The organism is Neobacillus sp. SAB-20_R2A, from assembly GCF_049568635.1.
Lineage (GTDB): Bacteria > Bacillota > Bacilli > Bacillales > Cytobacillaceae > Neobacillus > Neobacillus citreus.
This window is the reverse complement of sequence record NZ_CP145895.1, coordinates 2816781-2832253: the sequence shown is the minus strand read 5'-3', so window position 1 is coordinate 2832253 and position 15473 is coordinate 2816781. Positions and strand designations below refer to the sequence as shown.

The window sequence follows — 15473 nt, the reverse complement described above, 5'->3', positions numbered from 1 at the left end:
AGTGATATTTTTACATCCTAGGAGTGTGTAAGATGATAAATTTTATCAAGCAAACAGCGAAAACGCTTTTTCCCGGGTATTTTGCTGTGGTAATGGCTACCGGCGCATTATCAATCGCCGCCTTTTTGCTTGGAATGAAACTAATCTCGATAGCTTTGTTATATGTTAATGTGGTGGCGTATATTATTCTGTGGTTCTTAACGTTGATCCGGTTATTTAAATATTTTCCTAGTCTTAGAGCGGACATCTCCAGTCATACAAAAGGACCGGGATTTTTCACTTTAGTCGCAGGGACCAGTGTCCTTGGAAGCCAGCTTATTATTGTCGAGAAAAATTACACCATTGCAGTATTTTTATGGTACCTAGCCATATTTTTATGGATTTTGGTTATGTATACGTTTTTCGCAGCCGTAACCATACGAAACGATAAACCTTCTTTGGCAGATGGGATTAACGGCGGCTGGTTAATTGCGGTTGTGGGCACACAGTCTATTTCTATTCTCGGTACCTTGCTTTCGCCGCATTTAGTGGAAGGAAGGGATATGGTTTTATTTTTTACCCTATGCATGTACTTTTTGGGATGTATGCTATACATAAACATTATCACTCTCATATTTTATCGATTTACTTTTATAGAATTGAAATTCTCTGCTATGACACCGCCTTATTGGATTAATATGGGGGCAGTTGCAATAACAACCTTGGCAGGTGCTACATTGATTCTCAATTCACAAAATTGGTCATTTCTCGTTGAAATAACGCCATTTATTAAGGGATTTACCCTATTCTTTTGGATTACCGGTACTTGGTGGATACCGCTCTTATTCATTTTGATGGTATGGAAGCATTTATATCATCGGGAGCCAATAAACTATGACCCGCAATTCTGGGGAATGGCCTTTCCGCTTGCCATGTACACGCTTAGCACATTTCAACTTTCGAAAGCCCTAAAGGTGCCATTTTTAACCGTTATTCCGGACATTATGGTCTATATCGCGATGGGGGCATGGGTGACCGTTTTTATTGGACTTATTCATCATTTGTATCGCTACATTAAAACCAATCATAAAAATACGGGTGTTGGGCATGGTGCCTAACAACCTTTGGAATTCATAACATCCGAAGGCCCGAAGGAATCAGAACTCCGGTCGTTATAAAAGATTCATAACATCCAACTGCTGAAAAAATGGGAACTCCAGTGGTTATGAAATTCAATCATTTACAAAAAAGGCAAATTGTCCGCCTCAGGTGGACAATTTGCCTTTTTGTCTTTTTGCACTGCCTGACACCTACCTTTTATTCGTAAGACCGCTCCAATTCATCAATTAGTGACCCAACATAAGCTACTGCTTTCTTGATTGGTTCCGGGCTAGACATGTCGATGCCGGCATGTTTTATCAATTCTAATGGTTTCATGGTTCCGCCAGCGCGAAGGACGTCGAGCCATCTGTCAACCGCAGGCTGGCCATCTTCCTGGATAATTTGCGCCATAGCCGTGGAAACAGTTAGTCCTGCGGAGTAAGTGTACGGATATAAGCCCATATAATAATGCGGCTGGCGCATCCAGGTCAGGCGGGCACCTTCATCAATCACCACTGTGTCTCCCCAGAACTCGGAAAGAACTGTGCCAGTTACTTCTGTTAATGTTTTAGCAGTCATTGCTTTGCCTTCTTCGGCCAAGGCATACACTCTACGTTGATACTCAGCCTCGAGCAGGTGAGTGACAAAATTATGATAGTAAGTTCCCAATAACTGTAAAATAACCCAGCGGCGCATCTGCTTGTCATCTTTGTAATTAGCCAATAAATGCTGGCCCAGCAGCATTTCATTCATCGTGGAAGGGGCCTCGACGAAATACATCGAGGGACGGACATTCATGATACGTTGATTCTTATTGGCTAAATAGAAATGTCCTGCATGACCGAATTCATGGGCGAGTGTGAAGCATCCGCGCATATTATCCTGCCATGTAATCAAGATATACGGATGTGCGCCATAAGGGCTCGAACAAAAGGCCCCGGTTGATTTGCCTATATTGTCCGCCCGGTCTACCCATCTTTCATTAAAACCTCTTTCAATTACTTCACAGTATTCAGGTCCCAGGACTTTCAAAGATTCCAAGATTACCTGGCTGGCTTCTTCAAAGGTGGTACTTGGATTGAAATCCGGATCGAGCGGTGCTTTCAAATCACAGAAAAGCATTTCATCAAGACCCAAGACTTTCTTCTTCAAAAGTGCAAACCTGCGCATGTGCGGAGCCAATTCTTTAAAAATGATATCAATCTGATTGTTATACATTTCAAGCGAAACCTGCTGAGGCTCGAGGAGCATGTGAGTGACAGATTCATAATTGCGTAAGCGGGCAAGTGTAACTTGCTTTTTCACCTCTGTCGAATAAGTAGCTGCCATTGTATTCGTGTACTGTTTAAGCGTCGAAACAAAAGACTTATAGGCTTTACGACGAACATCTGTATCTTCCGAAAACTCATAGCGGCTTTCAAAAAGGGCAAAAGAGACCGGCAGTTCCTTTCCGTTTGAATCTTGAATTGTCGCAAAGTCCATATCTGCCAATTTTGTCATTTGATAGATTTGATAGGGGGCACCATGAACATCTCCAAGTGCAGCAAGCGCTTCTTCGGTTTCTGGTAAAAGCCGATGCTTTTTCGTTTCTAAAAGCTCATTTAAACTTTTCCAGAATGGTTCTAACCTAGGCTCTTCTTGAAAAAACTTTTCAAGGGTTCCTTCTTCAAAATCAAGGATTTCCGAATTGATAAACGATAGGGCAGCAATACTCTTTGTCCGTAATAAAGCAAATTTTGCGGAATTGGCTTGGTTTTCCGGATCTGACCCGTCAGCCGATTGCTTTAAGTTCACATATGTCCAAGCTTTGATAATCCGCATCGAATGCTGCTCCTGTGCCGACAGGCAATCCAGCAAGGCTTTAGAACTTGTATGTAAAGTACCCTTAAACTGATCGAAGAAGGCAATCTCTTTATCTATTATGTCTAACTCTGCTTCCCATGCCTCTATGGATGGGAATAAATCACTGAGATTCCAAGTGAAATCCTCGGGTACTTCGGACCTGCTCAGCCGTTTTTCGATTGTTTTATCCATACATGTATTCCCCCTAAAATATTTAGCTTCCCTAAATTTCATCATATAATTCCCCTGAAAATTTAGTCAACTTTATTTTATAGAAAAAGTTAGGATATCTCACAAACATCAGCGCTGATTTACATTTCAGTGTTAGAAAACCTTACAAATTTGCAGAATGTTCCTTCACTATATGCCATACTAGCATTATTAAAAAGATTCCTGCTCGTTAAACGATAAAAATGAGCTGACAGGAGGGTGGGAACCGATGGTTAATTATTTTGTTCAATTCATCACAGTCCTTTTAATTTATCTGATTGGAAATGGATTGGTGCGCTGGCTTGATCTTCCTGTTCCTGGGAGCATAGTCGGAATGGCCCTTTTATTCCTCGGTTTGACCTTAAAGGTCTGTAAACTCAAATGGGTGGAAGGTATCGCACAGCTCCATATCAAACATATTACACTCCTTTTTATTCCTTTTGCTGTCGGGGTGTGGCACTATACTGGTATCTTTTGGATCGAAGGATTTAAACTGACTGCCATACTCGCAGCCAGCAGCATCGCAGTATTGCTTGTTACGGCGGGAATGGCAGAGTTTTTCGAAATCAAAACAAAGAGGGGGAGGCAAAATGGAAAAAATGATTGAAAGCATCCTTTTATGTACCGCTGTCACGGTAATCAGCTACCTAATCGGATTGAAAGTTTTTAAGAGATATCAAAAGCCGTGGTTAAACCCTTTATACACCGTTACAGTTTTCATCATTTCGATGATTTCGTTGTTCCACTTAAAAATGGATGATTATACATCAGGCTCAGAGGTATTCTCTCTCCTTTTGGGAACAGCCACTGTTTCATTAGCTGTTCCTTTATACAAACATATCAAGCTAATAAAAAGATATTTATTGGTCATTCTATTGGCGGTCCTGTCAGGTACAATAACGGGTGTGGCGACGGTTGTGTTTTTGACCAAATTGCTCCACGTAAATAGGGAAATAATGATTACCCTCATTCCAAAATCAGTTACTGCACCCATTGCACTTTCTATTTCACAATCGGTTGGAGCAAGCTCTTCACTAACCTTGATGTTCGTTCTGTTTTCCGGTATTTTATCCCTTACTATTGGGCCTTCTATGTTAAAGTACGCGCGTATCAAAAGTGGAATTGCAAAAGGCTTGGCATTGGGAACTTCTGCGCAGGCAATTGGGGCCAAGAGGGCATTTGAGTGGGGAGAACTCGAAGGTGCAATGGGAAGCATTGCTATGATTACCGCTGCCATCATTATGTCTGTATTCGCTCCTTTAATCCTTTATATTTACTGAACAAGATTGACATTTTGTAAATTAAAAGAAGGAAGATACTCAACTTCCTTCTTTTTCTATTTCCAATAAAAACAAAAAATGTTTTTATAATATTTCGTCAACTCGTTGACCAAGCTATTTTTCCAATGATATCATGACATTGTAAACGTTTTCGATAAACATTATTTTAAAAAAAGTATTTAAGAAAATAATCATAGGGGAGGAAGTAAAAATGAGTTTCGGTAATCACGTCCAATTCAAGGTATATCAGCAGTACGAGAAAAATATCATTCCAGTATCTTACGAAGAGCTAGAGGCAAAGGCTAAGGAAAAACTAGAAAATAAGCCCTATTATTATGTAGCTGCTTCAGCGGGTGCCGAAATCACGGCGAAGCAAAATAACAAGGCATTTGAAAAATGGCAAATTGTCCCTAGAATGCTTTGCGACACATCTTCTAGAGATTTAAGCATCGAGCTATTCGGCAAAAAATTGGCTTACCCAGTTTTGTTGGCACCAGTTGGGGTTCAGTCCATTGTCCACCCTGAAGGTGAACTCGCAACAGCAAGGGCAGCGGCGGCCATGGATGTTCCGTTCATTGCAAGTACAGCCTCTACATACAGTTTGGAAAAAATAGCTGGTGAGATGGGACAAGCTCCCCGCTGGTATCAATTATATTGGAGTAAAGATAGGGAAATTGCAGCCAGTATGGTGAAAAGGGCGGAAGCAGCTGGCTACGATGCAATCGTCATCACCTTAGACACACCGATGATGGCATGGCGCGAAAAGGATATTGAGAATGCTTATTTGCCATTCCTGGAAGCGCAGGGGATCGGCAATTATTTGGAAGACCCCGTTTTCTGTTCGAGACTAGACAAATCTCCACAAGAAGATTTGCAAGCGGCTATTATGCTGTGGGCGAGGGTTTTCGGCAATCCGACTTTAACTTGGGAGGACCTTGAATTCATTAAAGCTCAAACCTCCCTACCAATACTACTAAAAGGAATTTTACACCCTGAAGACGCAAGGCTTGCATTAGAACATGGTGTAGATGGAATCATCGTCAGCAATCACGGCGGCAGACAGGTCGACGGTGCCATAGCCGCAATCGATGCATTACCAGATATCGTCGACGCTGTAAACGGTGAAATTCCAGTACTAATGGACAGCGGAATTCGAAGAGGCTCTGATATTATTAAAGCACTTGCGTTAGGGGCGAAGGCAGTTTTGGTCGGACGTCCATATATGTACGGTTTGGCTCTGGCGGGTCAAGATGGGGTTAAACAAGTTTTAAGAAACCTAATCGCCGATTTTGACTTAACACTTGCTTTATCCGGTAAACGCTCTGTTACTGAATTAAATAGAGATTTGTTAAAAAGTGTTTAGGGGGTAAGCAAAATGGAGGAATTAGTGATAAACGCAATTCAGGATGAATATCCGGATGATTTTGCCTGGTGTTATGGCTGCGGCCGCTTAAATGAAGCAGGTCATCACTTTCGGACCGGCTGGGACGGGGAAAAAACCGTTACCACCTATACCCCAAAACCTGAACATCTAGCGCTGCCGGGTTTTGTTTATGGAGGGCTTGTTGCTTCCTTAATTGATTGTCATGGTACGGGTTCAGCAGCTCTTGTCCTGCACCGGAAAAATGGCCATGAACCGGGGGAAGGGGCTGAACCGCCTCGTTTTGTCACGGCATCCTTAAATGTCAATTTTATGAAGCCAACTCCACATGGCATACCATTAAAAGCGGTGGGCATAGTGGAGGAGATTCACCCTAAGAAATTTAAGGTGACAACCGAAGTTTTTGCAGATGAAACTCTCTGTGCAAAAGGTGAAGTTGTTGCAGTTGTCATGCCTAGCACATTTGTGCAAAAGGGGTAATAAATAAAAAAAGCAGTACCTTTACCAAAACCGGGTAAAAGGACTGCTTTTTTCTATTTATTTATCAGTTTTATCGAGACTGTTAAAAAAAGCTTCAACAATACTTTCCATTTTCTTGAGGTCTTCCTTCAATATGGCCTCTATTTGTGCATTTAAAGAAAAAAGGGCGCTTTCAATTAGGAATTTACGAGGCTTTTTTGTATCGAGCAGCTCTTCTTCAATAAAATCCAATAGGCTAATAGAGGCAGATTGCTCATTTTGTCCCAATTTGTTTTTGAGGGTAAAAATGGCATGATGAATCCTCTTTTGAAAATCATGCTGATTTTTTTTACAATCAGGGAACCAGGAATCCAAAGTCAGCGGACTAATTAATTGCTCATCCTTTACCGCCACTTCATTCACCATATTTACTAACCGGTTAACTGTATAGCGTACTACATGGTTGAGATTGGCATTTGAATCATGGGTCAATAGCGAAAACTTTAAGTTCTCTCTAAGCATTCCCATAAACATAATGGCACAATCTAATAAATAGTCTTTCTTTTTTTCGCCAAAAAGATCAATTAAACGCAGGTAAACCCAATGTATGTTCTTTACTTTTCCCCGTTCAATAAATTGCTTTAGGTCGGCATCATTAGAAACCAACACCTCTTCAAAAAGGGTGATTAACTTATTTTTTCGATTCGTCTTTAATTGAAGCTCAATCTGCTTAATAAAGATTTCAATATCTGAACGGTCTTGGCCAATTAATAGTTCATTTCGTAAAGTCGCTAATTCAGAAAAAACAGTTTTAAAAATAGCAATTAATAATTCATTTTTGGAGGAAAAGTAATTATAAAAGGTCCCTTTGGAAATGCCGCTGTAATCTAATATATCCTGAATCGATGTTGACTGAAACCCTTTATCAATAAATAGCTGATGGGCCATTTTGACAACATGCTTTTTTCGATCATTCATCATTTATCACCTTGATTTTTTTTTGTACCGAGGGTATAAAATCATAGTACCTGAATTTTTGCTAGTTTACAAACCAATTAAACACGCAGATTTTTTTATTGCAAAAATTGAACAGCGCGTATATTATTATGTAAGTATGTAACAGGGGTATAAAAAAATGAACAACTAGTTTATAGGGGGAAATAGAATGGATCAAACCATAAATAAGTCCGGCCAGCCGCCATATGGCATTATAGCGGTGTTAATGGTCGGAGCTTTTATAGCGTTTTTAAATAATACATTATTAAATATTGCTTTGCCTTCAATTATGAAGGACTTGGATGTCGAAGCATCAACTGTGCAGTGGCTGACCACTGGCTTTATGCTCGTAAACGGAATTTTAATTCCATCCACCGCTTATTTAATTCAAAAATATTCAGTTCGACGATTGTTCTTGTCGGCCATGCTATTATTTTTAGCTGGGACAATTCTCGCAGGTACTGCTCACGTTTTTCCTATATTATTAGGCGGACGGATGCTGCAGGCTTCGGGTTCTGCCATTTTAATGCCGCTCTTGATGAATGTTATGTTAGTAAGCTTCCCTGTTGAAAAAAGGGGAACGGCAATGGGCGTGTTCGGCCTCATCTTAATGTCTGCACCAGCCATTGGGCCTACCCTTTCAGGCTGGATTATTGAACATTATGATTGGAGAATGCTCTTCCACTTTATTACACCAATAGCCATCGTTGTAGTATTAATCGGCTTTTTCTTACTGAAGGATAAAAAAGAAAAAGTGAATATGCGTATTGATTTAATTTCACTTGCGTTATCTAGTCTTGGCTTTGGCGGAATCCTTTATGGATTTAGTTCCGCTGGAAAGCGAAATACTTCAGGGGATACAGGCGGCAGTACATGGGGCCAAGGCGGCTGGGATGACCCGATTGTCTATGGTTCAATTATTATTGGGGTCGTCTGCTTGATCGTGTTTATTGTACGACAATTAAGACAAGAAAATCCTTTACTGAATTTCCGTGTATATAAATACCCAATGTTTGCTTTATCTTCTGCCATCGCCATGGTTGTCAATATGGCATTGTTTTCAGGAATGATTTTACTACCGATTTATGTCCAGACCATTCGCGGCATTTCGCCTATGGATGCGGGATTGATGCTGCTTCCTGGAGCGATTTTGATGTCCATCATGTCGCCGATCACAGGAAAATTGTTTGATAAGTTTGGCGGCCGTATCTTGGCGCTTACCGGTTTAACTATATTGACAGTAACAACTTTTATGTTTACTAAGCTTGAGCTGCATACTTCCTATACCCACTTGATTATTCTATATTCCATCCGGATGTTTGGCATGTCGATGGTCATGATGCCGGTATCAACGAATGGCTTAAACCAATTACCAGCCCGCTTATATCCACATGGAACAGCAATGAACAATACCTTAAACCAGGTGGCTGGTGCGATTGGGACTGCCTTGTTAGTAACGGTTATGACCAACAGGACTACTGCAAAGGCAGAGGAACTTGGGGCTGCTGCGCAGGCAGCCATGAAAAACGCTACCCAGTCTCCAACACCGGAAGTTATCGCGCAAATGAAACAAGAAATTATGATGAAAGCCATGTTAGATGGAATTAATTACTCCTTCATCTTTGCGACTGCTATCTCTGCGGTTGCACTCGTTCTCTCCATCTTTATTAAACGAGCAAAACAGGCAGAAGATTCAGGTGAAACAAAGCCAATGGGTGCTAAAGCAACAACAAAATTAGCGGGAAATTAATCTGCACCAAATAAACTTTTTACCAGGTATTCCTTTCGGATGCCTGGTTTTTATATATAATGAAAAAAAGACTTGTTTCGAAGGGGAGAAGGATGCTTTGCGAGTAATTTCATTATGTCCGAGTAATACCGAACTGATAGAGTACCTAGGCTTAACAAATTTGTTAGTGGGGGTTGACGATTTTTCTGACTGGCCGGCAGCCGTTTCAGATCTGCCTAAATTAGGTCCTGATTTATCAATAAATATGGACTTAGTTGAAAAGTTGCAGCCGGATATGGTTCTGGCTTCACTTAGTGTGCCTGGTATGGAGAAAAATGTAGCGGCCCTAAAGGAGCGCGGGATTCCTCATATTGTTTTAAACCCGCAATCATTAAACGATATTGAGCAGGACCTAATTCTAACCGCTGAAATTCTTGGGATGCCAGAACGGGGGACAACTGCAGCTAAGGAATTCCGTAATAGGCTGGAAGGCATTAAATCCTTAGCCGCCAAGGTAACGAACCGTCCGACATTATATTGGGAATGGTGGCCAAAGCCGATTTTTACACCTGGAAAAATTAATTGGCTAACTGAAATATCGGAGGCAGCAGGTGCCAAAAACGTCTTCGGGGATGTGGAATTGGCGAGCGTCCAAACCGATTGGGAGGATGTTCTAAACCGGAAACCTGATTTTATTTGTCTCGCTTGGGTAGGGGTTAGGAGGGAGAAGGTTCAAAAAAATGTAGTCAAGAAGCGGCCAGGTTTTGAACGATTAAACTATTTGACAGATGATCGGATTCTCATCCTTGAGGAGGAACTATACTGCCGTCCATCACCAAGACTATTAGAAGGATTGGAAAAATTATACAAGCTGATACATACATAAGAAGGTGTTTAGTCTGAAATTACGTTTTGTGCCTTGAGCGAAGTGAAAGGAATGGGTATAAATATGAACGAAAAAGGGTTGAGAGGGAAGAAGATTATTATTTGCGGATCAAGAAAAATCGAAGAGATTAGTACGATTATTGAGAAACAAGGAGGAATTCCAATCGTCCGGCCCCTCCAAGGGACAGTTTTTTTAGCTGAAAAAGAAGTGGAGCCTGACTTAGTGAAATTTGCTGAAAATGGGGCTGATTGGGTAATCCTTACGACCGGAATTGGAACTGAAACACTCGTTAGCTTAGCGGCAAAGCTCGGTTTGGAGGAGCTTTTCTTAAAAAGACTGCGTGAGGCTAAGGTGGCGGTAAGAGGCTATAAAACGATTTCGGCGCTAAAAAAATTAGCAGTACAACCGGTTGCCACAGCAGAGGATGGTACTACAAAGGGATTAGCTCTAGCACTTGAGTCCTATGATTTCTCCAATAAAAAAATTATGATACAGCTGCACGGAGAATTGGCACCGACATTAACGTCGTTTTTTGAAAGCCGTGGTGGGTCGGTCCAAAAAATCCTCCCTTATCAGCACATAGCGCCTGAGCAGGGGATAGTTGAAAAATTGTCTCAAGAATTAATGACTACTGAATGTGATGCTGTATGTTTTACCACGGCAACACAGGTTCACTCGCTTTTTAATTATGCACGGGAGCATAATATTTTTGATCTTTTAGTAAATTCCTTGAATAAAAACGTAGTAGCGGCAGCAGTGGGAAAAGTTACCGCTGAAGCCTTAAGAGAAGAAGGTGTAAACCGTCTCGTCGTTCCCGAAAATGAAAGAATGGGCGCAATGATTATCGAACTTGCTAAGTATTTCAACGCTTAACAGTATAAAAGTGTTCCTTTTGGAGCACTTTTTTCGGCTAATAAGACAAGTATAAAATTTTACCAAATTTTTTACTTGTCTTAACGCATAAATTCAACTACGCCTCTGTCATCGTCCTAACGGACTCGCCAATCGGCGAGTTTTCATTTATTTTGTAAAAATTGTCGATAAAAAAGTTTGTAAGGATAATTGACAATACGCCATTTTTTTACATTTTTTTCAGGTGAATTGTGCTAAATTGAAAAGGTATTCAGAAAAAAGTACAGCTAATAATATTTGTGTATTTGATAGGATTCTTTTTACATAGTGATTAATTTATAGGGAGAACTATTTAACAGGATGTAAGGTGTAATGCCGATTTACAAACTGTAAAATAAATGGAGTATGCAGAGTTTTTGTAAAATATATATTGAAAAAGGGGGTTAAAAAAATTATATATTAAAGCGCTTTCATTAATGTTGTTTAATGAACAAAAAGGGAGGGCTTTTATTTGGCAATCGAAAAAACAAAACGAATTTCCTTAACGAATCTTGAAAAAAACTTTCAAGAGGTTGAGCCGGGACTTACGAATCAAGAAGCGATAGATGAAGCTAATCGCTGCCTCTACTGTTATGATGCCCCATGTATCAAAGCCTGTCCAACGGGCATCAATATTCCTGCCTTTATTAAAAAAATTGCCTCAGGAAACTTGCTTGGATCTGCAAAGACGATTATGTCGGCTAACCCGGTAGGTGCAAGCTGCGCAAGAGTATGCCCGACAGAGGAACTCTGCGAAGGAGCTTGTGTACTGAATCACTCCACTAAACCAATCATGATTGGCAATCTGCAGCGTTATGCGACAGATTGGGCCATCCACAATAACCAAACTCTATTTGAAAAAGGTAAATCAAACGGAAAGAAAATAGCGATCATCGGGGCTGGACCGGCTGGATTATCGGCAGCACGTGAGCTTGCACGGCTGGGCTACAAAGTGACTGTTTTTGAAGCTGCCAACAAGGCTGGCGGTTTAAATACCTATGGTATTGTCTCGTTTCGGTTGCCGCAGCGTATTTCTTTTTGGGAAGTCGAGCAGGTGAAAAAATTAAACGTTACGATCCGAACCAATACGATGGTAGGAAGGGACATTACGACTGAAGAATTAATGGAAGGGTTTGACCGGATTGTCCTTGCAGCTGGAATGGGACATGTGCCAGGGCTCGGCATTTCAGGCGAGGAGCTGGATGGGGTTTATGATGCCATTGAGTTTGTCAAAGCAACCAAGAGTGGGGAACTGTCTCATGAATTTGTGGGTAAGCGTGTGGTTGTAATTGGTGCTGGGAATACAGCCATAGATGGTGCGACTTGTTCCATTCGGCTAGGGGCTGAAAACGTGAAGATCCTCTATCGAAGAACCGTAGATGAAATGACAGCCTATGATTTTGAATATGAGTTTGCCAAGCAGGATGGTGTCGAGTTTCGCTGGCTGACTGCACCGCAAAGGATTATTGGAAACGAGAACGGCAAGGTGACAGGAATTGAGTGTTTAAAGATGAAGCTCGGTGAACCTGAGGCGGATGGACGGCGCCGTCCTTTAGCGGTTGTTGGGTCAGAACATGTGATTCCGGTTGATGTTGTGGTGAAAGCTATCGGACAAACAAGACATCTCTCTTTAATTGAGCAGTTTGGATTGGAGCACGACGGAGGGGTGGTTAAAGTTGACCCGGTTACATTGCAGACATCAAATCCAGACATATTTGCCTGCGGCGATGTGATTTTTGGCAAAGGACAAGGGGAAGCCATGGTTGTGACGGCTGCCCAGCAAGGAAAAGAAGTGGCCTATGCCATTCACAAACAATTTACAACGGTGGGAACTACTTGACTCTAGTCTATTAATCTCATGAAAACTTTAAAGGGGGAAATTTGATGGCTGATTTACGGATTAACCTCGCAGGGATCAATTCGCCAAATCCATTTTGGCTGGCGTCTGCACCACCGACAAATTCAGGCTATCAGGTTCAAAGGGCCTTTGAGGCGGGGTGGGGAGGAGCCGTCTGGAAAACGCTCGGGGATCCCATTCTGAATACAAGCTCCCGCTTTGCTGCCATCAGCTTTAACGGCCAGCGGGTCGCAGGCTTTAACAATATTGAATTGATTACTGACCGTCCGCTCGATGTAAATTTAAAGGAAATCTATGAAACGAAAAAGAAGTTCCCAAACCATGCCATCATCGCCTCTCTGATGGTCGAGCCGAAGCAGGAAAAATGGCATGAAATTGTTAAACGTGTGGAGGCTGTCGGGGTCGATGGACTTGAGCTAAACTTCGGATGTCCGCACGGCATGGCAGAGCGGGGCATGGGTTCAGCCTCAGGACAGGTGCCGGCCCTTGTAGAAAAACAAACCTTTTGGGTAAAAGAAGTGGCGAAAACACCTGTTATCGTCAAGCTAACTCCGAATATTACCGATATTACAGCAACTGCGGAAGCGGCTTGTAACGGCGGTGCCGATGCTATTAGTATGATTAACACGATAAACAGCCTTATGGGCGTGGACCTTGATACATGGAATACGATCCCGCATGTCGCCGGGAAGGGTGCCCATGGCGGTTATTGCGGTCCTGCCGTAAAGCCAATTGCCTTAAATATGGTGGCAGAGTGCGCCAGACATCCACATATCAATGTACCGATTTCCGGAATCGGCGGCATCTCCAACTGGCGGGATGCGGTTGAATTTATGCTGATGGGGGCAACCGGAGTCCAAATCTGTACCGCAGCTATGCATCACGGCTTCCGGATTGTCGAGGATATGATTGAGGGGCTGAATCATTACCTGGACGGCAAGGGAATCGCTGCTGTTTCCGACATTATCGGCAAATCAGTGCCAAAATACTCGGATTGGGGAAATCTTGATCTGAACTACAATATCGTAGCGAAAATCAATACGGATGTTTGCATTAATTGTAACAAATGTTATATAGCCTGTGAGGATACATCGCACCAATGTATTGAAATGCTTTCTGATGCATCAGGAAAAAGCTATCTGAAGGTGCGGGAAGAGGATTGTGTCGGCTGCAACTTATGCGCAATTGTCTGTCCCGTAGATGGGGCAATTGATATGATTGAAGTCCCAAATGAAATGCCGCCCATGTCTTGGAACGAACGTCAGGCTGCTATTAACACAGCCATAACTTGCAAAGTGGATACAACGAAATGATAGATTAGGAGGGGCTAAACCTATGAAAAAAATCGTTAAAAACGGAACGATTGTTACAGCAGCAGATACGTTTAAAGGAGAAATATTAATTGAAGACGGCAAAATCACACAAATTGGCGCCAATATTTCGGCTGTTGGAGCAGAAGTGATTGACGCAAAAGGCTGCCTCGTCTTCCCCGGAGGAATTGATCCACACACCCATCTAGACATGCCATTTGGCGGTACTGTAACGAGGGATGATTTTGAATCGGGCACGATTGCCGCTGCCTTTGGTGGCACAACCTCGATCATCGATTTTTGTCTGACCAATAAAGGTGAACCGTTAAAAAATGCGATTCAAACCTGGCATAACAAATCCAAGGATAAAGCGGTCATTGATTATAGCTTCCATCTCATGATTAGCGAAATCAATGATCAAGTACTTAATGAATTGCCTCAAGTTATAAATGAGGAAGGAATCACCTCCTTTAAAGTGTTTATGGCGTATAAAAACGTCTTCCAAGCGGATGATGAGACCTTATTTAAGACGCTAGTGACGGCAAAGGACCTAGGCGCGCTGGTCATGGTCCATGCCGAGAACGGGGATGTTATTGATTACTTAACGAAAAAAGCCCTCGCGGAAGGGAACACGGATCCGATTTATCATGCCTTAACAAGACCGCCGGAGTTAGAGGGTGAAGCGACTGGCCGCGCTGCCCGATTTACCGGTCTGGCCAATTCTCAATTATACGTCGTTCATGTTTCCTGTGCAGATGCGGTTGAAAAAATAGCCGAAGCAAGAGCAAAAGGATATGAGGTGTGGGGGGAGACCTGCCCGCAATATCTAGTTCTTGATCAAAGCTATTTGGAAAAACCGAATTTTGAAGGTGCGAAATACGTATGGTCGCCGCCGCTCCGTGAAAAATGGAATCAGGATGTCCTTTGGAATGCGTTAAAAAGCGGCCAGCTGCAAACATTGGGCTCCGACCAATGTTCATTTGATTTCAAAGGCCAAAAGGACCTGGGACGTGACGATTTTACGAAGATTCCAAATGGCGGACCGATGATAGAAGACCGTCTTACCATTTTATTCTCGGAGGGGGTGAAAAAGGGAAGAATCAGTCTGAATCAGTTTGTTGACATTACCTCGACACGGATTGCCAAGCTTTTTGGCCTTTTCCCGAAAAAGGGAACGATTTCCATTGGTGCTGATGCCGACCTTGTCATTTTTGACCCGAACATCGAGCGGGTACTTTCAGCGGAAACCCATCATATGGCCGTGGACTACAATGCCTTCGAAGGAATGAAAGTCACCGGAGAGCCAGTTTCTGTTCTAGTTCGCGGCGAATACGTGGTTCGCGACAAGCAGTTCGTCGGCAAGCCAGGCTCTGGTCAATACTTAAAAAGGGAGAAATATAGTTCAACTTCACCGGTAAATCAGAATGAAACACTATCAATCTAGCAAACCTATTTTACTCTTGAACCACTCCTGCAATTGCTCGGGCGTGCTCGAGTGATTGCCCCATTAATGAATTATTCATGTCGGTTGTTTTCATTAAATTTTTTTAT

Annotated in this window: 13 protein-coding genes; 11 read left to right on the top strand and 2 right to left on the bottom strand. The window is 42.2% G+C overall.

What is annotated here, in order from left to right; all coding sequences use genetic code 11:
- Positions 1 to 32: 32 nt before the first annotated feature.
- Positions 33 to 1097, top strand: a complete 1065-nt coding sequence (locus V5M37_RS13810; protein ID WP_423802439.1) for a tellurite resistance/C4-dicarboxylate transporter family protein — start codon at positions 33 to 35, stop codon at positions 1095 to 1097.
- Between the two features lie 199 nt (positions 1098 to 1296).
- On the opposite strand, the gene pepF is transcribed toward V5M37_RS13810, so the two are convergent.
- A complete protein-coding gene (pepF, locus tag V5M37_RS13805; RefSeq protein WP_423802438.1) occupies positions 1297 to 3114 on the bottom strand; it encodes an oligoendopeptidase F in 1818 nt (605 codons plus the stop codon).
- A 247-nt stretch (positions 3115 to 3361) separates the two neighbouring features.
- On the opposite strand from pepF, the gene V5M37_RS13800 reads away from it, so the two are divergent.
- The 4 genes from V5M37_RS13800 (at position 3362) to V5M37_RS13785 (ending at position 6273) form a co-directional block, all read left to right on the top strand.
- On the top strand, positions 3362 to 3739 hold the full coding sequence (locus tag V5M37_RS13800) for a CidA/LrgA family protein (protein ID WP_423802437.1): 378 nt from the start codon (positions 3362 to 3364) through the stop codon (positions 3737 to 3739).
- On the top strand, positions 3723 to 4412 hold the full coding sequence (locus tag V5M37_RS13795; RefSeq protein WP_423802436.1) for an LrgB family protein: 690 nt from the start codon (positions 3723 to 3725) through the stop codon (positions 4410 to 4412). Before V5M37_RS13800 ends, V5M37_RS13795 begins: the two co-directional genes overlap by 17 nt.
- Positions 4413 to 4623: 211 nt before the next feature.
- A complete protein-coding gene (locus tag V5M37_RS13790; RefSeq protein WP_423802435.1) occupies positions 4624 to 5775 on the top strand; it encodes a lactate 2-monooxygenase in 1152 nt (383 codons plus the stop codon).
- Positions 5776 to 5787: 12 nt separating this feature from the next.
- Positions 5788 to 6273: a PaaI family thioesterase gene (locus V5M37_RS13785; protein ID WP_423802434.1), complete on the top strand. Its 486-nt coding sequence runs from the start codon at positions 5788 to 5790 to the stop codon at positions 6271 to 6273.
- Positions 6274 to 6330: 57 nt separating this feature from the next.
- Here the strand turns inward: V5M37_RS13785 and V5M37_RS13780 are convergent, their stop codons facing one another.
- On the bottom strand, positions 6331 to 7230 hold the full coding sequence (locus tag V5M37_RS13780; RefSeq protein ID WP_423802433.1) for a TetR/AcrR family transcriptional regulator: 900 nt from the start codon (positions 7228 to 7230) through the stop codon (positions 6331 to 6333).
- Positions 7231 to 7417: 187 nt separating this feature from the next.
- Here V5M37_RS13780 and V5M37_RS13775 point away from each other — a divergent pair, with 187 nt between their 5' ends.
- The 6 genes from V5M37_RS13775 (at position 7418) to hydA (ending at position 15366) form a co-directional block, all read left to right on the top strand.
- Positions 7418 to 8998 (top strand): DHA2 family efflux MFS transporter permease subunit, encoded by a 1581-nt coding sequence (locus tag V5M37_RS13775; RefSeq protein ID WP_423802432.1) that lies wholly within the window; start codon positions 7418 to 7420, stop codon positions 8996 to 8998.
- A gap of 97 nt (positions 8999 to 9095) precedes the next feature.
- The gene (locus V5M37_RS13770) at positions 9096 to 9863 is read left to right on the top strand and encodes a cobalamin-binding protein (RefSeq protein WP_423802431.1); all 768 of its coding nucleotides are present in this window, start codon (positions 9096 to 9098) and stop codon (positions 9861 to 9863) included.
- 51 nt (positions 9864 to 9914) lie between these two features.
- Positions 9915 to 10736, top strand: a complete 822-nt coding sequence (locus tag V5M37_RS13765; protein ID WP_423802430.1) for a uroporphyrinogen-III synthase — start codon at positions 9915 to 9917, stop codon at positions 10734 to 10736.
- Positions 10737 to 11226: 490 nt separating this feature from the next.
- Positions 11227 to 12594, top strand: a complete 1368-nt coding sequence (locus V5M37_RS13760; protein ID WP_423802429.1) for an NAD(P)-dependent oxidoreductase — start codon at positions 11227 to 11229, stop codon at positions 12592 to 12594.
- 44 nt (positions 12595 to 12638) lie between these two features.
- The gene (gene preA, locus V5M37_RS13755) at positions 12639 to 13925 is read left to right on the top strand and encodes an NAD-dependent dihydropyrimidine dehydrogenase subunit PreA (protein WP_423802428.1); all 1287 of its coding nucleotides are present in this window, start codon (positions 12639 to 12641) and stop codon (positions 13923 to 13925) included.
- Positions 13926 to 13947: 22 nt separating this feature from the next.
- Entirely contained in the window at positions 13948 to 15366 is a 1419-nt protein-coding gene (gene hydA, locus V5M37_RS13750; RefSeq protein WP_423802427.1) for a dihydropyrimidinase, read from the top strand.
- Positions 15367 to 15473: the final 107 nt, after the last annotated feature.